Annotated in this window: 20 protein-coding genes and 1 rRNA gene; 14 read left to right on the forward strand and 7 right to left on the reverse strand. The window is 29.1% G+C overall.

The annotated features are described in order from the left end of the window. Both rrf and BUA86_RS01665 read left to right on the forward strand, forming a co-directional pair. Window positions 1–88, forward strand: a 5S ribosomal RNA gene (rrf, locus tag BUA86_RS01660); the annotation flags it as partial. 506 nt (window positions 89–594) lie between these two features. Beyond that, window positions 595–1,023, forward strand: coding sequence for an NUDIX hydrolase (locus BUA86_RS01665; RefSeq protein ID WP_072929253.1), 429 nt, complete (start codon window positions 595–597; stop codon window positions 1,021–1,023). On the opposite strand, the gene BUA86_RS01670 is transcribed toward BUA86_RS01665, so the two are convergent. From BUA86_RS01670 to greA, 4 genes are read right to left on the reverse strand one after another with little or no spacing between them, the layout of a single operon-like run. Next, window positions 1,020–1,403 carry a hypothetical protein gene (locus BUA86_RS01670; RefSeq protein ID WP_072929255.1) on the reverse strand — a complete coding sequence of 128 codons (384 nt, stop codon included), beginning with the start codon at window positions 1,401–1,403 and terminating at the stop codon, window positions 1,020–1,022. The genes BUA86_RS01665 and BUA86_RS01670 overlap by 4 nt on opposite strands. After that, complete coding sequence (locus BUA86_RS01675; protein ID WP_072929257.1) at window positions 1,404–1,973, reverse strand: hypothetical protein; 570 nt, start codon at window positions 1,971–1,973, stop codon at window positions 1,404–1,406. Between the two features lie 7 nt (window positions 1,974–1,980). After that, window positions 1,981–2,373, reverse strand: a complete 393-nt coding sequence (locus tag BUA86_RS01680) for an HIT family protein (RefSeq protein ID WP_072929259.1) — start codon at window positions 2,371–2,373, stop codon at window positions 1,981–1,983. Window positions 2,374–2,395: 22 nt separating this feature from the next. Then, window positions 2,396–2,875 carry a transcription elongation factor GreA gene (gene greA, locus BUA86_RS01685; protein WP_072929261.1) on the reverse strand — a complete coding sequence of 160 codons (480 nt, stop codon included), beginning with the start codon at window positions 2,873–2,875 and terminating at the stop codon, window positions 2,396–2,398. A gap of 131 nt (window positions 2,876–3,006) precedes the next feature. Here greA and BUA86_RS01690 point away from each other — a divergent pair, with 131 nt between their 5' ends. The 7 genes from BUA86_RS01690 (at window position 3,007) to BUA86_RS01720 (ending at window position 11,714) form a co-directional block, all read left to right on the forward strand. Further along, a complete protein-coding gene (locus BUA86_RS01690) occupies window positions 3,007–3,459 on the forward strand; it encodes a hypothetical protein (protein ID WP_072929263.1) in 453 nt (150 codons plus the stop codon). A 223-nt stretch (window positions 3,460–3,682) separates the two neighbouring features. Then, window positions 3,683–4,975, forward strand: coding sequence for a phosphopyruvate hydratase (eno, locus tag BUA86_RS01695; protein WP_072929265.1), 1,293 nt, complete (start codon window positions 3,683–3,685; stop codon window positions 4,973–4,975). An 82-nt stretch (window positions 4,976–5,057) separates the two neighbouring features. Next, a complete protein-coding gene (locus BUA86_RS01700; RefSeq protein WP_072929267.1) occupies window positions 5,058–6,341 on the forward strand; it encodes a citrate synthase in 1,284 nt (427 codons plus the stop codon). A gap of 131 nt (window positions 6,342–6,472) precedes the next feature. After that, entirely contained in the window at window positions 6,473–7,138 is a 666-nt protein-coding gene (locus tag BUA86_RS01705; protein ID WP_072929269.1) for a sterol desaturase family protein, read from the forward strand. A 52-nt stretch (window positions 7,139–7,190) separates the two neighbouring features. After that, the gene (locus BUA86_RS01710) at window positions 7,191–8,099 is read left to right on the forward strand and encodes a M28 family peptidase (protein ID WP_072929271.1); all 909 of its coding nucleotides are present in this window, start codon (window positions 7,191–7,193) and stop codon (window positions 8,097–8,099) included. A gap of 430 nt (window positions 8,100–8,529) precedes the next feature. Beyond that, complete coding sequence (locus BUA86_RS01715) at window positions 8,530–10,623, forward strand: outer membrane beta-barrel protein (RefSeq protein ID WP_072929273.1); 2,094 nt, start codon at window positions 8,530–8,532, stop codon at window positions 10,621–10,623. A 68-nt stretch (window positions 10,624–10,691) separates the two neighbouring features. Beyond that, complete coding sequence (locus tag BUA86_RS01720; protein ID WP_072929275.1) at window positions 10,692–11,714, forward strand: hypothetical protein; 1,023 nt, start codon at window positions 10,692–10,694, stop codon at window positions 11,712–11,714. 357 nt (window positions 11,715–12,071) lie between these two features. Here the strand turns inward: BUA86_RS01720 and BUA86_RS01725 are convergent, their stop codons facing one another. Next, window positions 12,072–12,542 carry a hypothetical protein gene (locus BUA86_RS01725; RefSeq protein ID WP_072929277.1) on the reverse strand — a complete coding sequence of 157 codons (471 nt, stop codon included), beginning with the start codon at window positions 12,540–12,542 and terminating at the stop codon, window positions 12,072–12,074. Continuing rightward, window positions 12,539–13,603, reverse strand: a complete 1,065-nt coding sequence (locus tag BUA86_RS01730) for an acyl-CoA reductase (RefSeq protein ID WP_072929279.1) — start codon at window positions 13,601–13,603, stop codon at window positions 12,539–12,541. The genes BUA86_RS01725 and BUA86_RS01730 overlap by 4 nt, the downstream gene beginning before the upstream one ends. A gap of 62 nt (window positions 13,604–13,665) precedes the next feature. Between BUA86_RS01730 and BUA86_RS01735 the strand changes: the two genes are divergently transcribed. The 5 genes from BUA86_RS01735 to BUA86_RS01755 all read left to right on the forward strand — a co-directional run bounded on the left by BUA86_RS01735 (window position 13,666) and on the right by BUA86_RS01755 (window position 19,265). Further along, window positions 13,666–14,016, forward strand: coding sequence for a 4Fe-4S dicluster domain-containing protein (locus BUA86_RS01735; RefSeq protein WP_072929281.1), 351 nt, complete (start codon window positions 13,666–13,668; stop codon window positions 14,014–14,016). 176 nt (window positions 14,017–14,192) lie between these two features. Continuing rightward, a complete protein-coding gene (locus BUA86_RS01740; RefSeq protein ID WP_072929283.1) occupies window positions 14,193–14,867 on the forward strand; it encodes a TetR/AcrR family transcriptional regulator in 675 nt (224 codons plus the stop codon). Between the two features lie 5 nt (window positions 14,868–14,872). Beyond that, window positions 14,873–16,540 (forward strand): peptidase domain-containing ABC transporter, encoded by a 1,668-nt coding sequence (locus BUA86_RS01745; RefSeq protein ID WP_072929285.1) that lies wholly within the window; start codon window positions 14,873–14,875, stop codon window positions 16,538–16,540. Window positions 16,541–16,552: 12 nt separating this feature from the next. After that, window positions 16,553–17,866 (forward strand): HlyD family secretion protein, encoded by a 1,314-nt coding sequence (locus BUA86_RS01750; RefSeq protein WP_072929287.1) that lies wholly within the window; start codon window positions 16,553–16,555, stop codon window positions 17,864–17,866. After that, complete coding sequence (locus tag BUA86_RS01755) at window positions 17,850–19,265, forward strand: TolC family protein (protein WP_072929289.1); 1,416 nt, start codon at window positions 17,850–17,852, stop codon at window positions 19,263–19,265. Before BUA86_RS01750 ends, BUA86_RS01755 begins: the two co-directional genes overlap by 17 nt. Before the next feature lie 37 nt (window positions 19,266–19,302). Here BUA86_RS01755 and BUA86_RS01760 read toward each other — a convergent pair whose 3' ends face one another. Continuing rightward, window positions 19,303–21,906 carry a T9SS type B sorting domain-containing protein gene (locus tag BUA86_RS01760; protein WP_072929291.1) on the reverse strand — a complete coding sequence of 868 codons (2,604 nt, stop codon included), beginning with the start codon at window positions 21,904–21,906 and terminating at the stop codon, window positions 19,303–19,305. Window positions 21,907–22,085: the final 179 nt, after the last annotated feature.

Raw genomic sequence — 22,085 nt, forward strand, 5'->3', positions numbered from 1 at the left:
GGCTCACCTCTTCCCATTCCGAACAGAGAAGTTAAGCCTGCCTGCGCCGATGGTACTGTTACTACGGGAGAGTAGGTCGTCGCCAGTTTTTAATTGAAAGCCTCAAGTGAATAACTTGAGGCTTTTTTGTGTTTATAGATTTTAGATAATAGAAACTAGATAGGAGATTATTGTACAATGTAAAAAGTATAATGTACAATGTAAAGAGTACAATGTAGCTTAGACTTCTTAAAACTAATCTCTAGCTTCTAGTTTGCAGCTTAACAACCCTTGCACCTTATAATCTTAAACCTTAAATCTAACTTCTAGTTTCTAGCCTCTAGTTTCTAAGATTTGAGATACTAGATAAGATCTGAGATAATTGTATAGAGTAAAAAGTATAATGTAAAATGTACAGAGTAGTTTACTATTTACTAGCTTCTAAATCTCTAATCTCGAGTTTCCAACTTAACAATCCTTATTCCTAATAGTCTTACATCTTAAGTCTAACCTCCAATTTCCAACTTCTTTTTAACGAAAAATAAAGTCCAAAATAAATAATTTCAAAAGTTTTAAATTTTCATTTTATATTTAAGGTAATTAATTTAATATCTTATGAAGCCATTTAATGTCAGAATATATGCCTTATTAGAGCATGAAGGAAAGATTTTAGTAATGCATGAACCATTTCAAGGGAGATTGATTTATAAATTCCCTGGAGGTGGACTAGAGTTTGGTGAAGGAACTGTTGATTGCCTTAAACGTGAGTTTCGAGAAGAGTTGAACTTGAATGTAGAAATTACATCACATTTTTACACGCAAGATTTTTTTATGTTAAATGCCTTTGATGAATCTGAACAGATTATTTTAATTTATTATAAGGCTTCAATAACAGCGAAAGAATTAAAGAACCTAAAAGTTCTTGATGCAGATATTAATGAATTACTTTGGATTACTCCTAACGATTTAAGAATTGATGATTTTACCTTAGCGGCAGATAAAATTGTTGTAGACTTATATAAAAAAGAAAACTCCGAATCCTAAGATTCGAAGTTTATGATTTGTTGATCATCAAAATATTGTATTACTGCATATTTCATCAATAATGTTTGTTCGTTAGTTTTAAGAGGAGGCAACTCATCTAATAACTCGAAATGAGGCCAACCATCTGCATCTTTTCCATCGAAGCGATAAAAACCAAATGGTTCTAAAACACGACATACTGCAATATGTAATAAATTTAGTTTATCGTCTTTTTTAAATTTCTTTTTACCTTGACCTAATTCTTGTACGCCAATTATAAAAAGAATTGTATCTAAATCTGGTTTTTCACCGTCTGTGAAATTTTCTTGAAAGAATTGTTCAATTTTTTTCCACTTTTCAGTGTTTGATGATGTTTCTTCTGTTAATTTTGAAATATCCATTTAGAATTTACGTCCTTTATGACGCATATTTGGGTTCTGTAATTGTGATGTACTTACATTGAAACGTTTCATTTGACCAGTCATCATCTTAATTTGGTCAGTAAACATTCCTTTAGTATCATTCTTTTTAGCTTCTTTGATATAGTTTTCAGCTTCTTTCTTTTTACCTTTTGACATAGCAGCACCAGCTAAAGATAAGTTAGCCATAGCACGATCATGATCAAATGATAAACCGTAATTTAAAGCTTCTTTCATATATTTTTCTGAAAGAGCAACATTATCTTGTGCTTCTGTAATTCCTTTCATGTAATTAAAATATCCCATTTGTTTAGGAATTAATTGTGATGAAGGATTAGTTATTTTATTTAACCATTTCTTAGCCTTTACCATATCTTCTTTACGTAAGAACCAAAAAGCAAGTAAAATATTTTCGTTTCTGAAATAAAATAAGATTGGAAAAACAGCCAATAATAAAGAAACAAATCCCCAACCGTATTCACGAGTTGTAAATAAAAAGATTGCTAAAGCAATTAAGATAACAGCAATTACTAATTTGATATACTTATTCATCTTATGATTATATATTAGATTTTATAGCTTCTGCAATTTCATTCATTTTTTCTGCAGATAGCTGAATTTTTGGATTTGTGAAATTGATATCTTGCATTGTATTTAAAGGTACTAAATGTACATGTACATGTGGAACCTCAAGTCCAATAACAGCAACACCAACTCGTAAACATGGAACAGCCTTTTCTATAGCTTGTGCAATTTCATAAGAAAAGTCCATTAACCCAAGGTAAGTTTCTTTATCTAAATGAAATATTTTATCTACTTCTTTTTTAGGAACAACTAATACATGTCCTTCTACTAAAGGAAAAGCATCTAAAATCGCAATAAAATTTTCATTTTCTGCTATTTTGTAAGATGGGATTTCACCATTTATAATTTTTGTGAAAATACTTGCCATATTTTTTTTGTTTAAAAAATTATTAATCCAAAGATATTTCTAAAATTTCAAAATTTAAAATCATACCATTAGGTAATGTAATTTCTGCAAGCTCTCCTAAAGATTTTCCTAATAAACCTTTTGCAATTGGTGTATTTACAGAAATTCTCATTTTAGCTAAGTCTGCTTCAGACTCTGGAACTAATGTATAAACTAACTCCTGTCCGTTTGCAGTATTTTTAATTTTAACTTTAGATAAAATTGATACCTTAGAATGATCTAATTTAGACTCATCAATTACACGAGCATTTGCAACTACTTCTTTTAATTTAGCAATTTGCATTTCTAACATTCCTTGCGCTTCTTTTGCAGCGTCGTATTCTGCATTCTCAGACAAATCTCCTTTGTCTCTTGCATCAGCAATTTGTTGAGATATTTTTGGACGTTCAGTAGTTTCTAATTGATGAAGCTCTTCACGTAATTTTTCTAATCCTTCTTTCGTTACATATTGTATATTTGCCATAACAACAATGTTTAATTAATTTTTATTAATAGGTCATATAAAAAATAATCCTACACATATATCTTAAATATGCGCAGGACTATTTGTTTATCGTTTAACAAAGATAATAAAAAATAAATACGAAAAGAGAAATGAAACAATTTATTAGAATGATTCTAAATAAAGTGATATTGATAGCTAGTTTTATCTTTATATTACAATCATGTGCATCAGATGATGGAACGGTAAGTTGTGTTCCCTTAACAACAGTAAGTTTTTCAATCAATACAAATTTACCATTATATGCCAATTTAAATAGTCCTGGAGGTTATGTAGAAATTCCAGCTGGCCCAACTTCAGGAACAAGAGGATTAATTGTTGTGAGAACAGCATCAGGATATAAAGCATATGATAGAAATGCACCTCATATTTGTCCAGACGAAAAAACGACTTTATATGTAAAAGATGGGATAAAAATTGTCTGTGATGCTGATAATTCAGAATGGATTTTATTAACAGGACAACCTACTAAAGTTGCAAATAGAGCACCAAGAACTTATCAAGTTTTTGTGAATGCTAATAACGTAATAATGATTACGAATTAATATGAAATTATTTTGCTTGTTATAACATATAATAAGCGTTTGATTTGTATTTAATTTAAATGGTTAAAATACAGGTTATTATGTTTTTATTTGGATGATTTTTGTTTTTTTTAATAAATATTTATGATTAAATTATTTTTAAAAAAAGATGAATTCGTTGTAAAGATTACACAAATCCATTATTTTTGATAAATATAAATTTATCAATATAAAAACAAAAGTAATGAGCATTATTTCGCATATCCATGCAAGACAAATTTTAGATTCTCGTGGAAACCCAACAGTAGAAGTAGACGTTATAACAGAATCAGGTATTTTAGGTAGAGCTGCAGTTCCATCTGGAGCATCAACAGGAGAATACGAAGCCGTTGAATTACGCGATGGAGGAGACTTATTCTTAGGAAAAGGAGTTTTAAAAGCCGTTGAAAATGTAAACGATGTAATTGCTCCAGAATTAATTGGTTTTTCAATTTTTGAACAAAACTTAATTGATCAAGTAATGATCGATTTAGATGGTACAGAAAACAAAGCAAAATTAGGTGCAAACGCAATCTTAGGTGTTTCTTTAGCAGTAGCAAAAGCAGCAGCAGAAGAATTAGGTTTACCATTATTTAGATATATCGGTGGTGTTAACGCTAATACATTACCAGTTCCAATGATGAACATTGTAAATGGAGGTTCTCACTCAGATGCTCCAATCGCATTTCAAGAATTTATGGTTATGCCAGTACAGGCAGAATCTTTTTCTGATGCATTACGTAAAGGAACAGAAGTTTTCCATTCTTTAAAGAAAATTTTACACGATAGAGGTTTATCTACAGCAGTAGGTGATGAAGGTGGTTTTGCTCCAACTTTTGATGGTACTGAAGATGCTTTAGATACAGTTCTTTTAGCTATTGAAAAAGCTGGTTACAAAGCTGGTGAAGAAATTATGATCGCTTTAGATTGTGCATCATCAGAATTTTACGAAAACGGTAAATATGATTATTCAAAATTTGAAGGTGATAAAGGTGTAGTACGTTCTTCTGCAGAACAAGCTGCTTATTTAGCTGAATTATCTGAAAAATATCCAATTATCTCTATTGAAGATGGAATGGATGAAAATGACTGGGAAGGTTGGAAAATCTTAACAGATAAAATTGGTGATCGTGTACAATTAGTTGGTGATGATTTATTAGTTACTAATGTTAAGAAATTAAGCCAAGCTATCGAAGACGAAACTGCAAATTCTATCTTAATTAAATTTAACCAAATCGGTACATTAACAGAAACAATTAAAGCTGTACAAATGGCACAAAATGCTGGTTACACTGCTGTAATGTCTCACCGTTCTGGAGAAACTGAAGATGCAACTATTGCTGATTTAGCTGTAGCGTTAAATACAGGACAAATTAAAACTGGTTCTGCTTCTCGTACAGATCGTATGGCGAAATACAATCAATTAATTCGTATCGAAGAAATCTTAGGAGAGACTGCAATTTTCCCAGGATTAAAAGCTTTCAAAATTAAGCGATAATTAATCTCGAGTGATTTATATCAGTCTTGAATTAATAAAATAATAAGTATATTACGCAATAAATAATAATATAAACTATAAAATGTCAGATAAGGTAATATTAAATTACAACGGAAAAGAGTTGGAACTTCCTGTTACAACTGGTTCTATGGACGAAAAATCCATAGATATTTCTAAGTTGAGAAGTGAGACTGGATTAATCACAATGGATCCAGGTTATAAAAATACAGGAGCATGTGAGTCTAAAATTACATTTTTAGATGGTGAAGAAGGTAAGTTAATGTACCGCGGATATCCAATTGAACAATTAGCGGAGAAATCTTCTTTTGTTGAAGTTATGTATTTACTAATTAAAGGAGAGTTACCAACTCAAAAAGAATTAGATAAATTTGTAGCAGATATTACTGAATATAATTATGTATCAGAAGATTTAATTAAAATCTTAGATGCATTCCCAAGTTCTGCACACCCAATGGGAGTTTTAACTTCTTTAACAGCTGCTTTATCAGCTTTTAACCCAAAATGTGTAGATGTTTCTTCAGCAGAAGACATGTACCGTGCAGCAGTTACATTATTAGGAAAATTTACTGTTTTAGCTTCTTGGACTCAAAGAAAAATTAAAGGATTACCAGTTAACTACTCTAATGATAAATTATCATACGTAGAAAACTTCTATCAATTATTATTCAGAAAGCCAGGTCAAGATTTAGATATTGATCCAGTTATTATTGATGCAATCGATAAGTTATTAATCTTACATGCAGATCACGAACAAAACTGTTCTACATCTAGTGTACGTTTAGTAGGTTCTTCTCATGCAGGTTTATTTGCTTCTATTTCTGGAGGTATTTCAGCTTTATGGGGACCATTACATGGTGGTGCAAACCAAGCGGTATTAGAAATGTTAGAAGCTATTAGTAATGATGGTGGAGATGTTGAAAAATACTTAGCTAAAGCGAAAGATAAAAATGATCCTTTCCGTTTAATGGGATTCGGACACCGCGTTTACAAAAACTTTGATCCACGTGCGAAAATCATTAAAGTAGCAGCTGATAATGTTTTAGAAAAATTAGGAATCAATGATCCTATTTTAGAAATTGCTAAAAAATTAGAGCAAGCAGCTTTAGAAGATGAGTACTTCAAAGAAAGAAACTTATATCCAAACGTAGATTTCTATTCAGGAATTATCTACAAAGCATTAGATATACCTACGGAAATGTTTACTGTAATGTTTGCAGTTGGACGTTTACCAGGTTGGATTGCTCAATGGATGGAAATGCGTGAAACTAATCAACCAATTGGTAGACCTCGTCAATTATATACAGGTTCTCCATTACGTGATTACGTTGAAATTGAAAAAAGATAAGAATTATCTTTCCAATAAATTAAAAGCCAAAAATCAAATGATTTTTGGCTTTTTTTATTTCCTTAATTTAAATTCATTTGCTTTTGAAAACTTAAATCGCTACTTTTAAATTGACTAAACTATTATTTAAGATGAAATTTGACAAAATACACAACAAAGGACAAGCTCAGATTTTTGAGAATAAATATTTAGAAATGTTAACGAAAGGACATCCTGCAATTATTTGGGGTATGTATATTCCAATACTTGCTTATTGTATTTATTATGGCGTGTCTTCTCAAGGTTTATCTATAAAAGAAACAGTTTTTTTATTTTTTGGAGCTGTTTTGTTTTGGACGTTATTTGAATATTTTGCTCATCGTTATCTTTTCCATTGGACAGGGAAACAAGCAAGCCTTAAAAGGGTCGTTTATATATTTCATGGTAATCATCATCATTATCCAAGAGATAAGCAGCGTTTATTTATGCCTCCTATTCCAAGTATTTTATTAGCTTCTATTATATTTTGTATCCAATATTTAATTTTAGGAAACTATGTTTTTGCATTTTTTCCAGGTTTTATGATTGGTTACTTATTATACGCATCAATGCATTATTTAATTCATGCCGTAGCTCCTCCATTTAAGTTTATGAAACCTTTATGGAGAAATCATCACTTACATCATTACAAAAATGAAGAATTAGGCTTTGGTGTTTCGAACACATTTTGGGATAGAATTTTCGGAACAATGTTCGATTTAAGGAATGAAAAAGAAGATAAAGAGAAAGTAAAAGATTTAATGTTTCAGAAAAAGTAGAACATTAATATTTGTATCTTAAACAATTAAAAAAAAATAATTAACACATAGTATGAAAAAATACACCTTTCTAGTTTTAGCTTTATTGGCTTACTCACAGATTAATGCACAATATTCTAAGAAAACGCAATTAAAATATATAGAAGAATTGTCATCCGATAATATGAAAGGAAGAGGATTTGGAACAGAAGAAAGTAGATTATCTGCTGAATTAATTGCAAAAACCTTCAAAAAAAATAATTTGAAACCTTGCGTAGGAGATTCTTTTTTAATTGAATTTGAACATAATGGTAAAAAGGGACAGAATGTTTGTGGAATAAAACAAGGTAAGTCAAAAGATATTTATGCTTTTGGTGCACATTACGATCATATAGGTTATGATGATAAAGGTGATGATAAGATTTTTAATGGTGCAGATGATAATGCAAGTGGAACTTCTACTGTAATGGCTTTATCAGATTATTTTAAAGACAAAAAAACAGAAAAGACCTTAATGTATATGGCATTTGATGCTGAAGAAATAGGATTGGTAGGCTCTAAGAAATTAGTAGAAAATGAAGCTTTTTCTTCTTATCTATCTGATATGAAAGTGATGTTGAATTTAGAAATGCTAGGAACGCTTTCTGCTTTTGGTGAAGGGAAAGTTTATATGACAGGAAGTGATCGTTCAGATTTAATGGCATTAATGAATAGTAATACTAAAACAACGTTTAAAGTTGAAAGTGATCCATATTTAAAACAACAATTATTTTTCCGTTCAGATAATGTGAATTTTGTAAACAAAGGAGTAGTTTCTCATTCACTGTCAACAGTTAATATGGAAAATCAACATCATTATCATCAGAAAAATGATGAATTAGATGTCATTAAGATTGATAATTTATCAATAATTGCACAAGGTATAGGATATTCTATAGAAGAAATGATGAAACAGAATCAACAACCAAAATATTCTAAGTAGTATATAAGAATAATAGCCCAAGTTTTTAATTATATGATTTCAATCATTTAGGCTAAATGTTTATTAAACTGATGTTTAATTTTTTACTTCTAATTTAGTGATAGAATAAATCTAAAAAAAAATAATTAAAACGGCTGTCTCAGAAGACAAAAGAATCCCCTAAATGCCATTTTTTTTCATTTAGGGGATTCTTAATGAGGTTTAATTTTGAAACAGCTTTTTATATTTTATATATATGAAAATAAATAAACGACTACGATCAATTTTTGTTATAGCATTGGGTGCAATAATTACATACTATTTTTTAGAATTTTTAGATAGCCTTAGGGGGTAATAAATCTTAAAAAAAATCACAACTAAGTATTTTGTAACATTTCAATGCTTTATGCGTCTTTCTATTAACACAGTATGAAGACAATAAAAATAAAGTATGAAACGAATATTCATTGTAGCATTCTCGCTATTTAACTTTTATACATTTGCTCAGGTTACAGAGGAAAACGATTCTACCACTTATGACGTAGTCGAAATAAAAGAAGTTTTAATTGAGGCACAACGTAAGAAAATGTATGCAGATAAAGCCGTATATACATTTGATAAAGATGCTTTAGAAAAAGCAAGATTTGCACGAGATTTATTAAATACATTACCAGAGTTACAAGTAGATCCAGTAAGTAATAAAATAACGAGCACAAAAGGAGGTACAACACTTTTTTTACTAAACAATATAGAGGCTACAGATTTACAAATACGTTCTGTAAAACCACAAGATGTTATTCGAGTAGAATATTTTGATATTCCACCAACACGTTGGGCAAACAGAGCAGATCAGGTTATAAATATTATTACTCGAAATCCAGAAAATGGTTATGTTTTCGGAAATGATATTGCTACAGCTGTTTCGGCAGGCTTTGTAAACAATTCTACTTATGCCAATTTTACACGAGGCAAAAATAATTTCGGTTTAGAGTATAATCTTAATTTTAGGGATTATAAGAACAGAACTTCGAGCAATGTTTACGATTATAATTTAAATGGCGTTCATTATAGAAATGATGATAGGCGAAAAGAATATTTTGGATATACGGATCAATCAATAGCATTACGTTATACGAATACAAATCCAGAGAAATATGCGTTCCAAGCAAAGTTTGACTTAAGTATTAATACTGCTTTTGCTTATGCCAATGGTGAAACTATTTTTTCTCGAGATGATGTAAATGCCAATCATTCCATTTATAAACATTCTAATAATAATTATGTGAAGCCTACATTAGATTTATATTATTCTAAGAAAATAGGAAAGAAAGACGAAGTTTCAGTTAACGTTGTTGGTTCTTTCTTTACCACTAAAAGCTTTGATAATATTAGAGAATGGATTACAAGTTCTGGAGAAGAGCAATATAATTATTTGACAAATTTAAAAGCCGATCAAAAAGGAATTGTTGGAGAGGTTGCACATACTCACGATTTTGAAAAAGGAAAATTAAATTCTGGTTATCGTGCATCTTATAACTCAATAGAAAATAATTTAACTAATCTAAATGGAGTTTCAGATAATACAGTAAAGTATCTAGAACAATACATGTATTCTGAATTTTCAGGTAAAACAAAAAAGTTGATGTATCGTTTGGGATTAGGATTAACTAATATTAATAACAAAAACGAAGAAGCAGAAACGAATACATGGACATTAACACCAAAATTAGTTTTGGGATATGAGTTATCTAAAAATCAAAGTTTGCGCTTATCAAGCTCATACAAACCAACCAGTCCTTCTAATTCTGCTTTAAGTGCAAATGTTGTGCAAATTGTACAGAATATTGTACAAACAGGAAATCCATATCTTACTATTCAGAAATCGTTTAGTAACAATTTAATTTATTCATTCAATTCTAAATATTTCGATCTTAATCTAAATACGTTTTATGTTCGTACAAACAATCCCTATAATCAATTGTATTTAGAAGATAAGGACGGAGATGATATCAGAGGTTATAAATTAACTTACGAGAATGCACAGAATTCTCAACATTATGGTGTTCAACTAACGGGATCTGTAAAACCATTTGGAAATGATTTACTAACACTTAAAGTAAATGTTTCGCCAGCAACACAACGTTTTAAGACAAGTGATGGACGAATTTTAAAAAATGATTATATCGGTAATTATTTTGTTATATCATCTAGTTATAAGGATGTGACATTAAATTATCAGTTTAATATTCCGTATTATACACTTGGTGGAGCTTTATTGTATACACAAGAGAACATGAACCATGCTTTTGCAAATTATAAATTGAATAATTGGACATTTATGGCTGGTGTTTATTGGATTGGAATGCCATCTACTTACAAACAAAAAACACTAGATAAACAATTTGTAGATTATTCTCGTGTAGGAAAAATTTGGGACAATAAATCGATGTTTGCTTTTGGAATTAGCTTTGATTTTGCTACTGGAAAACGAACAAATATTAATAGAAAGTTAGAAAATGATACGGCAGGTGCTGCAACTTTTTAATAAATAAAATAATGTGTAAATGTAACTTTTTTGTTTAATCTTACGTCTAATTATAAAACGGTTAAATAATGAATAAACTACTTTATATTTTTACATTACTTTCAATTTATATAAGTGCACAATCAACTAATCTGAGAGTTTTAGATTATTCGACAAATTTATCTATTGATGACGCAGATGTTTATTTTTCTCAATCTAGAAAAAACTTTATCACCGATTTAGATGGAAGAGTTGTGGTTAATTTAAAAGATGTTAATGCTACAGATGAACTAATTGTTTCTAAAAAAGATTATCAAGATGCAAGAATAAAAGTTTCTAACCTAAAATCAGATTTAACAATTAAACTTGAAAAGATTTCTGAAATAGAATTACAAGAAACGATTGTAACGAATCTTAGAGCTGAAGACATTTTACAAAAAGTAATTGATAATTATGAGAATAATTTTAAAGTTGATAAATATTATTTTTTAGCAACTGTAAAACAAAGTGTAATAGAAGATACGAACAAAGATTATATTGATGTTAATTTACAGTTTAAGTTTAAGAATAAGGATTTAAAAATAAAATCAACAGGAAAAGTAAACAGTCGCTACACGGAAGGAAAGTTAAAATACAAAGTCAATATTAATACAGTAGACTATTTAAAGAATTTATATCTTTTTGATGGACTAAAAGAAATGCACGAATCTACTTTAAATAAAAGATATTTAGCGTCAAAAGTAGTTAGTACAAGATATGCTGATAAGCCCATGTATGAAGTTTATTTGAATAAAACAGAGGATCAACAAATTTATTTATTAATTGATAAAACCACTTTTTCTCTTGTTGAGTTTAAATCTAATTTTATAAAAAATAAGAGTATAAATTTGGATATAAAGAGCAACGAAATCTCAATAAAGTTTAGACCTTATGGAGACAGTTGGATACTGAAAGAATCTACAGTGTTTATGGATACTTCTTTTAAGCATGATTCTTCTCCAACCATTAATTTAGATTATAAATTAAATACGTATGACTTTAGTACAAATCCATTTCCAGAATTTAAAAAATCTGTGAGAGAAGAAGATGATATTCGTAGAAGTTTCAAATAAAAGATTTAGGTTTAAGATATAAGATATAAGATATAAGATATAAGGAGTAAGTCTTATTCCAAATTGTTGCTTGGCGTTCTCTGCGTAATCTTTGTGCTCTTTGCGGTTAAACAATATAATAAAGAAGTTAGAAGTTGGAAATTAGATTTCCTCTATTATCAAGCATTGTCTGTTTAGCTTATAGCTTCTAAACTTCATTAAACTAAATTATAAGTCAATCGTCAAGCTTTGTCTTGCGAAGCATCATTTACTATATTCACCCAACTTGTCAAGCTGATTTCATTTCAGCTTCACATTATGTGAGTAGTGATGTGTTCCTGAAACGAGTTCAGGATTTTCTTAATAAAAAGAGAAGGATTATTTATAAAAATCCTTCTCTTTTATATTTAATTTTTCAAGGATGAAATTTATAACCCTGTGTAGATTTGTATCCTCTCTTTGCATACAAGAAACATCAAAAGTTGTATTACTATTTTGATTTCCTATTGTTAATATTAAATGATATCCATCTAAGCACATAAGATTGTTAAAAATATCTTTAGAATTCAATTCTAATAATTTATCTTCAATTTCTTTATAATCTTCCAAAGACAAATAGACATTCTTTTTGTAATCTCTATTAGACTCTAAATTCATTTTTATAACTGCAAGAGCTTTTTGCTTTTTATCTTTTTTGTTTATAGGATAAAACATAGACTCTGGATGATCTATAGAAATATCCGTATTGCTAAACAATTTAAAAGAGGAATAATGAATATTAAACCACGTAATCTTTGTTTGTCCAAAAGTTAGTATCGATAGTAAGAAAACAACTAAACTTAATTTCATATCTCAGCTAAAAACTTTAAAGTATCAATGTTGTCAGCATAATCAGTTAATAAAGGTGTTTGCGTTTTTCCGAAATCAACATAATTCGGATTATCTTTTAAATCATTTCCAACAACACATTGTATTTGATCTTCATTATTGATTAAATATGATTTTACTTCATCAAGATCCGAGTAAATTTCATAATTAACTACAGCAATTGGAGAATGTAAGTTTTCATCTTTTTTTAATAAAACGAAATTATTATCTAAGAAATCATCTTTTCCTAATAAGTAAATCGCACGATTATAATCGTAGTTATTGGCATATTTAGGATGATTAATAACAGTTGTACCCCAATCTAAAATATTCTCAAAAAAAGTTGGAATCTGTTCTTCAGATTTAAAGTAAATCTTTGTAATATTTCTGCAACCTAAACCAAAATATCTAAAAATATCATCTCCTAATGCTTTTAATTCATCATTCGTTTCTGTACCATTTAATACAGCGACAGAAGTTCTATTTTTACGAATAATGTTTGGAACTTTAGAAAAATATTGCTCAAAATAACGAGCAGTATTGTTACTTCCCGTAGCGATAACAGCATCAAAATTCTCTAAACGATCAATTTTTTTGATAATTTGTTTAAAATCATCATTAATTGTGTAAAGGAATTTTATGATAAATAACATTAACTTATCGTCTTTAGAAGATGTTTTTACCAAAGCGCTATGTCCAGCAAGTATAACAGCAAGTAAATCATGAAACCCAACTAAAGGTAAATTTCCTGCCATAATAATTCCGACATTTTTCTCTGTTACTGTAAAATTGTAATTACTTATCCAATTAGATAAACTCTCTGTTGTTAAAGCTTTTGACCAATTTTCTAATGCAAAGAATATATTCTCTTTGGTAAACCAATTGTTATATGCTTCAGCATCATTTACAGCAAAATTTATTTCTTCATCTAAGGCATTAAATTTCAATTTTAACACATCCGAGATAGGCGCATTTTTATTTGAAATGTATAGAAATAATTGGCCTAATTCGTTAAAAGCAGAAATCCTTTGTTCGATTGTCATAATTCTTAAAAATAAAATGTAATTTTGCAGTTACAAATGTAGGAAATAAAAAAACAGATACAATGGCTATAATTATTACAGATGAATGTATAAATTGTGGAGCTTGTGAACCAGAATGTCCAAATACAGCAATATACGAAGCTGCTGTAGATTGGAGATATTCTGAAGGTACATCTCTTACAGGAGATATTGTAAATGTAGATGGTGTTACTTTTAATGCTGATGCAGTACAAGATCCTATTAGTGATGAAGTGTATTACATAGTTCCAGATAAGTGTACTGAATGTAAAGGATTCCATGAAGAGCCACAATGTGCGGCAGTTTGTCCTGTAGATTGTTGTGTTCCGGATGATAACCACGTAGAAAGTGATGAACGTCTTTTAAGTAAGAAAGCGTTTATGCATTTAGAGTAAAAATCGTCACAACTTTACATATTCATAACCTCGACTTTTATAAGTCGAGGTTTTTTTATTCCAATTTTCTCCAGTTTTTCTAATCACATTTTAATGTTATTCTAATCGGATAGTAATACTATTATAGGGTATAGTCATGTATTTTTGATATCAAATATTAAACATTTAATAAACGGATGGATTTTCAATTGAAATTCAATGTAAACGAAAAACTGTATCTCAAAAATCCAGAAAGTAGCGAAGTAGGTAAAACTATCGTTAAACAAGCTATAGAACTGATTTTTGAAACCGGATTTGAGCATTTTACTTTCAAAAAATTGGCTATAAAAATTAATTCTACAGAAGCAACAATCTATCGTTATTTCTCGTCGAAGTATAAATTATTAACCTATATTTTGAATTGGTATTGGTCTTACATCGAATTTATTTCTGAGCTAAAAACAAAAGAGATTAAAAACTCATTAGAAAAATTAGATAAAATATTAGAAATTATTACACACTATGATAATTCTTGCGATGAGGTAGAAGATTATAACATAAAAAAACTTCATGCAATTGTTATTTCAGAAAGTAGTAAATCTTACTTGGTAAAAGAGGTTGATTTAATTTGTAAAGAAATGGTTTTTGAACCTTTAGAAAGTCTTTGCAAGTTTATAGCAGTAATTATAAAAGAAGTTAGAGAAGATTTTCCTTATCCGTTTTCTTTAGCAAGTACATTATTAGAAACTGCACACGATCAACATTTTTTTAGTGAGCATTTACCAAATCTTACAGATAATAATCAACACGAGAATCATACAAAATATGTGTTAGATTATTTAAAATATATTACGTCAAACTTTATCAAATAAACAAAATGGCATCAATATCAGCAAGCGAACACGGTAGAAAACTACTTCGCTATATTACAAAGGAGAAAAAAGATGTAACCAATATTTATTTTTATGCAATACTAAACGGACTTGTTTCTTTAAGTATCCCTTTGGGAATACAATCTATTATTAGTTTTGTATTAGGAGCAACTATGGTTACGTCTATTTATATTCTTATTTTCTTCGTCGTAATAGGAACTTTTTTGGTAGGATATTTTAGATTAAAAGTTATTGAGATTATCGAAAAAATTCAACAAAAAATATACGTGGAATTTTCAATGGCTTTTGCAGATAAATTACCTAAAGTAAATCTATCTACAAATAGAAAATATTATTTACCAGAATTAGTAAATAGATTTTTTGATATTCAGAATCTACAGAAGGGTGTTTCAAAAATTCTTTTAGAAATACCTACAGCGTTAATCCAGATTTTATTTGGTATTTTATTATTAGCCTTTTATCATCCATGGTTTTTAGCTTTTGGAGGACTTGTCGTTATATCAATTGTTATGATATTTTATTACACAATGGAAAGTGGAATAAAATCTAGTATAGATGAAAGTGATAAGAAATATGAAACCGCAGCTTGGATAGAGGATGTAGCTGGATCTGTAAAAACTTTTAAAATGCACTCAGAAAGAGGAACGCATATTTTAGGAACAGATGATCGTGTTTCTGATTATTTAGATGATAGAACTTCTCATTTTAAAGTTTTAGTGTTTCAATACAAAACAATTATTGCATTTAAGGTAATTATTACATTTACAATGTTGGCTATTGGAACTTATCTTATGTTAGACCAACAATTAAATATCGGAGCTTTTATAGCAACAGAAATCGTTGTATTAACAATTATGGCTGCTGTAGAAAAATTAATTGTTAGTTTAGAAAGTTACTACGATATGATTGCTTCTTATGCGAAGTTAACAAAGGTTACAGAGCTAGATGAAGAAGTAGAAGGAGATATAGAACTTTTACAAAAAAATAAAGGAACAACAATAGAGTTTAAAGATGTTGAGTTTGCTTTTAATGACAGTCCTAAAATTTTACATGACATCAATTTTAAACTTCAAGAGAATTCTTTAACTGTTGTAACAGGAAAAACTGGGACAGGAAAATCTCTTCTTTTAAATATGTTAGCAGGTTTTTATGAATCGAGTTCAGGAAGTATTCTTTTTGATAAAATACCATTGAAAAATCTAAATAAAAAACATTTCAGAAATAGTGTTGGACTTTATTTAGAAAGCTCAAAAGTAATTCAGGGAACTGTACAAGAAAATATTCTTTTAGGAAATACACAAAGTAATACACAAAGTATTTTAGAGCTTTCTGATGAATTAGGGATAGATAATATTTCGAATTTATTTAGTAAAGGTTTCACAACAGAAATTAGCGAAACAGATTCTGAACTTTCATTTAATTCTAAAAAGAAAATTCTTCTTCTTCGTTCTCTTTTAGGAGAAAAAAGATTATTGCTTTTAGAAAATCCTTTAAGTGGAATGTCTGATACTTTTCAACAAAAGATGATAGAATATCTTAACCATTTAAAACAGCATACAACAATTGTAATTGTATCATCAGATGCAAATCTTGTTAAATACGCTGATCAGCATCTTCATTTAGAAGATGGAACACTTAGAGTTATTTCATAAAAATTACAGAAAATGCAATTAAAATCATTCGATAAAATATATCAAATACGTAAAAGATCAAGAGTAAAAAGATGGTTTTTATTCATTCTTTTAGCTGGAATTGTGACGTTATTTCTTCCTTGGACACAGAATATAAAAGTCAAAGGAAATGTTTCGTCTTTGTATCAATCTCAGCGGCCACAGCAATTAAATTCTCCTATTCCTGGACGAATTATTAAATGGAATGTAAAAAATGGAGATTATGTTTCTAAAGGAGATACGCTTTTACAATTATCAGAGATAAAAGAAGATTATATGGATCCTCTGTTAGTACAAAGAACAGAAGAACAAGTTGATGCAAAAATTGGTGTAAGAGAGTTTTATAAAGCTAAAGTAGGGACAGCTAAAAATCAACTTGAAGCATTGAATGCTGCAAGAGAATTAAAACTGAATCAGATTAAAATTAAGATTAGTCAGTTAAATAATAAATTAGTTGGAGAAGAAGCAGAACTTTCTGCAGCTGTAAATGAATTAAAACTTTCTGAAGATCAGTTTGCAAGACAAAAGAAAATGTACGACGAAGGTTTAGTTTCGCTTACACAATTTCAACAAAGAAGTATTTCTTATCAAAATTCTATTGCGAAGAAAACAGCTTATGAAAATAAAGTTTCACAAACGAAACAAGAAATCATTAATACACAAATTGAACAAAATGCTGTAACCCAAGATTACAACGAAAAATTGAGTAAAATAGAAGGTGAACGTTTTCAAAGTATGGGACAAATTGAAGGAAGTGATGGAGATATTGCAAAACTTCAAAATCAAGTTGCGAATTACAAAGCAAGACAAGGTTTATACTTTATTATAGCATCTCAAGATGGACAAATTGTTCAATTAAACAAAGCAGGAATTGGAGAGGTTTTAAAAGACGGAGAAAATATTGGAACTATTGTTCCTACAAAAGTAGATTATGCGGTAGAAATTTATGTTCGCCCTGTAGATTTACCTTTGATAAAAGAAGGACAACGCGTCATGTGTATTTTTGATGGTTTTCCTGCTATTGTTTTCTCTGGTTGGCCAGATTCTAGTTATGGTGTTTTTACAGGAAAAGTTATTGCAGTAGAAAGTAATATTAGTCCAAATGGTCTTTTTAAAGCATTAGTTGTCGAAGATAAGAATGAGAAAAGGTGGCCAACAAAAATTAAAATGGGAACGGGAACACAAGGGATTGCTATTTTAAACGATGTTCCTATTTGGTACGAATTATGGCGTAATATAAATGGATTCCCTCCAGATTATTATGAAGTTTCTAATACAAAATCTACAAAGGATGAGAAAGGTAAATAATAGTGTTTTTATTTTCATTTTATTTCTTTCCCAATTCACTTTTGCACAAGATTCGTTGAAAATATCTTCTAGTGAGTTTATTTCTGTTGTTAAAAACTATCATCCACTTGCAATAAAATATCAACTTCAAAATAAAATTGCGAAAGAAGAAATTACACAAGCAAGAGGAGGGTTCGATCCTGTTTTAGCAGCAAAATTGGGCGAGAAAAACATTGATGGAACAAGATATTATGAACAGAAAAATATTGAGATTGGTATTCCTACTTGGTATGGAATAGATATTCACGGAAGTTATAATCATCTTGAAGGAGATAAATTAAATGCGAGTGATACTAGAGGAGGACTTTATCAATTTGGAGTAACAATTCCTTTAGCTAAAAATCTGTTGTATGATAAAAGAAGAGCTATGTTGGATCAGGCAAAATTTGCATTGAAAATGACAGAAGCTGAACAAATTGTTTTAACGAATGATCTTCTTTTAGATGCAGAAAATACTTATTGGGAATGGGTACAGAATTATGAAATTTATAAACTGAAATCAGAAATTGTAGACATTAACAGAAAGCGATTAGATTTTACAAGAAAAACCTTAGATTTTGGTGAAATTCCTGCAATTGATACAATAGAAGCACTTTCTCAATTACAAAGTTTTGAACTTCAACAGCAAGATGCTTTTCTAAATTTTGTAAAAAGTACGCAACAACTTCAATTGTTTTTATGGAAAGATAATCAACAGATTTACGAGCTTACAGAAATGATTTATCCTTCGGATGGTTTAGAGAATCATTTGGCTTATTCTGATTTCGAATTTTTAATTAATGAAGTGGAATCGCAAGAACTAAATTCACATTCATCAATCTTATTTTATAATCAGAAACAAAATATTTTAGAGAGTGAGAAACGATTAAAATGGCAGAGCTTTCTTCCGAAAATAGATTTCACCTATAACTTTTTTAATAAAGAAGGTTATTCAGCTGATTACATACCATTCTTTGATAATAATTTTCAATATGGTTTAAAACTAGAAATTCCAATATTTCAACGAGAGGCTAGAGCGAATTATGAAATTGCCAAAATTAAACTGCATCAGAATATTCTTGATACGCAGATTAAAACAAGGGAATTGGATGTGAAAATTGAAACCTATAAAAACGAAATTTTAAATTTTCATACACAAATAGATCTTTCTAGAAATAATTTACAAAATTATAGAAAGTTATTAAACGCTGAGGAAACAAGGTATGGTATTGGAGAAAGTTCTCTTTTCCTAATCAATTCAAGAGAAAATAAAGTAATAGACGCGCAAGAAAAATATATCTCGATACGAACAAAATTTCTGAAAAGTTTTAATAAACTAAAATGGTTGAAAGAAAATTTTTTAGTTACCTCTATAAATTAGAAAGCAAAAATCCACTTCTATATGAAGTGGATTTTTTTTAATTATTTTTAAGTAATATTGTTCCTTGCAGTTTATTTGGTGTAGTTGAATTTAATTCGTTCCATTGAGCGAGATACCAATAACTATCCGATGGTAGAACAGTACCGTTTACTCTTTTTCCATTCCAGATAAAATTATTGTTTAAAGAACCTTCAAAAACATTTTTTCCTTGTCTATCAACAATTCTAAAAACAGGATTTTCTTTGGTTGATAAAAAAGAGAAATCGATTTTATCATTTACACCATCTCCGTTAGGAGATATAAAGTTGTAAAAATCTGGAATGATAAACGTCGTACTTTTTATACAACCTTCTACAGTTTTTATTTCAATTTTATGAGAACCTTTTGATACATTATTAAAAATGTTTGTACTTACCCATTCACCTTCATCAATTCTATAAAGTATAGGATTGTTTCCATTCATAACATTTACTAATACATCATTTTTTGTAATGCTTAAACTAAGTTTTACAGGAGCACAAGGATCAGGCGCAGGTATAGTTTCAAAAGAACTAACAGAACATGAAACAGCAGGTCCAACAGAATTAGTTGCTGTTATTTTTACATAATAAGTTGTAGCATGTTTAAGTGCAGCTGTAAGTGTAAAATTATCTACATCATCAACATTATAATTGTCTAGAATATCATTCCCATCTGGTGTCGTTCCTATTGTAATTAAGTAAGCTGTAGCATCTTCTACTTTATTCCATCTAATAATAGGAGTTAAGGCTACATTTTTTCCTCCATTTGCAGGAAGAGTTACAGATGTACAAGCAGGAATTGTTGGAACTTTTTCTGTTTTAAATCTATAAATAGAACAGTTTTCTTTCGAAATTCCGATAAGTGTATTTTCTGGATGTATTAAAACAGTATGCCAAGTATTCGATTTTAAATTTGTTGTTATTTCGTTGTAAGTTATAACACCAGTAGAAGAAGAATTATCTAATACGGTTGCTGATACTACCGTATTACTAGGTTCTTCGATAACGGTTAGCTTATATTGATTGGCATTTGTAATCTTATTCCAAGAAATAACAGGAGTAAGTGATACATTTTCTTCGCTATTATAAGGAGAGATAATAGCAGGACAATCTGCAAAAAATAAATCACGATCAAACGTTAATTCGTAAGCACCTAAATCTACCGAAGTACCATAATGTCTATTTCTTTTATCTAAATCATGAAAAAGAGATGTTGCACCACCAGCTACAAGCTGAAATAAACTTTCTTTACCAGCATTAAAAGCAGGACTAGAAGTTTGTAAAGTATAGTCACTATCATTGTTTACGAATAAAGGATCAATCCCGATTAAATTATCAACTGGAGAATATTCTTCAACAATATTATTGGTGATGTTATTTGTAAATGTTGTAGAACCTATCGTTTCTGCTGCAACGTCTTTTTTAAAGTTACTAGATTGTGCAGTATTTAAATAAAAAATACTATTAACAACTGTGTTCGTAGATCCATCTTTAAAAAGGATTGCAGAATTTGTATTCTTTACAAAAGTTACATTTGTTATGGCTAAATTCTTCGCATTATAAATACCTCCACCATTAACAGTAGCAGTATTGTTACTAACCAAAGAACTTAAAATTTTTAATTCATTGTTACTATTGTTATAAATACCTCCACCAATTTTTGCTTTATTATTTATAAAATGAATTCTATTTAAGTATGTTTTAGATGAAGGCGTAAGGTACATAGCACCTCCATTTTCTTCTGTCGTATTATTAATAAAGTAAATAGCTGTTAAACTAATATCACTATTGTCGTTATAAATACCAGCACCATTTTGAGTACTGTAATTATTCTCAAAATTTAATTTTGTATCAAATCCAATACTATTACCAGCAACTTGTTCCATTCTTAAGTTAGATGATTTTACATAAAGAGCACCACCATTAGAATAGGATCTGTTACCAGAAAAAGAAAAATTTTCTATTACAGCTTTTTTAGAATTGTTGATATATAATGCACTCGAATTAGTACCATTTGTTGAGGTGTAATAATTATCTTTAAAATCAACAAAATCAAAATAAAGCTCATCTACATTTTCAACATACACAGCACTTGTGTTAGAAACATTATTACCTTTTACAGTTATATCTTTAAAATTTAATTTAGGTGTATTTAAAACAGAAATTGCACTTCCTTCCTCAGTCCTAGATGTTAGATTAGCATTTTGTATTGTAAAAGTAGTTAATTCAACCGTTCTACTGTTATTAAAAGTAAAGATTTTAGTAATGTTTTGTCCATCAATAGAAGTTAATGTAGGATCACTAGAAATAATTTCGATAGGATTTCCTGTTTCAGGATCAATTTCATAAGAATAACCTCCTGATATTTTAACGCTTTGGTAGTTACTAAAATCAATTTTTTTACTCGTTTTTATGACTCCTTTATAAAGTTTAATTTCGACAGAAAATCTTGTTGTACTAGCGTTTATTAAATCCGCTACATTATCAAAAGACATCGCATTATCCCAGTTAGCTCCAGATCCGTTTCCAGTTCTAGAATCTTTAACATAGTATTGTCCGAATGAAAAATTAATTCCAAAAATTAACAATAGTAAGTAAAAGTATTTAGGGATAATATTCATAAATTTTTAATTTTAACAGTAGGGATTAAAAATAAACAAAATATTGAATAATTGATGATATAAGTTTTAGAAACTTACACATTGTTGAAAAACTATAAATGGATATTCTCCTGAGCTTGTTTTCAGGGGAATATCCATTTATGTTTTTATGTTTTTTTGAGAAAAAATTAGATGTAAAA

Origin of the sequence: Chishuiella changwenlii (assembly GCF_900142565.1) — a bacterium.
In the GTDB taxonomy this organism is placed as follows: Bacteria; Bacteroidota; Bacteroidia; order Flavobacteriales; family Weeksellaceae; genus Empedobacter; species Empedobacter changwenlii.

Coding starts and splice junctions, on each gene's coding strand:
- BUA86_RS01665 (WP_072929253.1), top strand. CDS start 595: ATGAAGCCATTTAATGTCAGAATATATGCCTTATTAGAGCATGAAGGA.
- BUA86_RS01670 (WP_072929255.1), bottom strand. CDS start 1,403: ATGGATATTTCAAAATTAACAGAAGAAACATCATCAAACACTGAAAAG.
- BUA86_RS01675 (WP_072929257.1), bottom strand. CDS start 1,973: ATGAATAAGTATATCAAATTAGTAATTGCTGTTATCTTAATTGCTTTA.
- BUA86_RS01680 (WP_072929259.1), bottom strand. CDS start 2,373: ATGGCAAGTATTTTCACAAAAATTATAAATGGTGAAATCCCATCTTAC.
- greA (WP_072929261.1), bottom strand. CDS start 2,875: ATGGCAAATATACAATATGTAACGAAAGAAGGATTAGAAAAATTACGT.
- BUA86_RS01690 (WP_072929263.1), top strand. CDS start 3,007: ATGAAACAATTTATTAGAATGATTCTAAATAAAGTGATATTGATAGCT.
- eno (WP_072929265.1), top strand. CDS start 3,683: ATGAGCATTATTTCGCATATCCATGCAAGACAAATTTTAGATTCTCGT.
- BUA86_RS01700 (WP_072929267.1), top strand. CDS start 5,058: ATGTCAGATAAGGTAATATTAAATTACAACGGAAAAGAGTTGGAACTT.
- BUA86_RS01705 (WP_072929269.1), top strand. CDS start 6,473: ATGAAATTTGACAAAATACACAACAAAGGACAAGCTCAGATTTTTGAG.
- BUA86_RS01710 (WP_072929271.1), top strand. CDS start 7,191: ATGAAAAAATACACCTTTCTAGTTTTAGCTTTATTGGCTTACTCACAG.
- BUA86_RS01715 (WP_072929273.1), top strand. CDS start 8,530: ATGAAACGAATATTCATTGTAGCATTCTCGCTATTTAACTTTTATACA.
- BUA86_RS01720 (WP_072929275.1), top strand. CDS start 10,692: ATGAATAAACTACTTTATATTTTTACATTACTTTCAATTTATATAAGT.
- BUA86_RS01725 (WP_072929277.1), bottom strand. CDS start 12,542: ATGAAATTAAGTTTAGTTGTTTTCTTACTATCGATACTAACTTTTGGA.
- BUA86_RS01730 (WP_072929279.1), bottom strand. CDS start 13,603: ATGACAATCGAACAAAGGATTTCTGCTTTTAACGAATTAGGCCAATTA.
- BUA86_RS01735 (WP_072929281.1), top strand. CDS start 13,666: ATGGCTATAATTATTACAGATGAATGTATAAATTGTGGAGCTTGTGAA.
- BUA86_RS01740 (WP_072929283.1), top strand. CDS start 14,193: ATGGATTTTCAATTGAAATTCAATGTAAACGAAAAACTGTATCTCAAA.
- BUA86_RS01745 (WP_072929285.1), top strand. CDS start 14,873: ATGGCATCAATATCAGCAAGCGAACACGGTAGAAAACTACTTCGCTAT.
- BUA86_RS01750 (WP_072929287.1), top strand. CDS start 16,553: ATGCAATTAAAATCATTCGATAAAATATATCAAATACGTAAAAGATCA.
- BUA86_RS01755 (WP_072929289.1), top strand. CDS start 17,850: ATGAGAAAGGTAAATAATAGTGTTTTTATTTTCATTTTATTTCTTTCC.
- BUA86_RS01760 (WP_072929291.1), bottom strand. CDS start 21,906: ATGAATATTATCCCTAAATACTTTTACTTACTATTGTTAATTTTTGGA.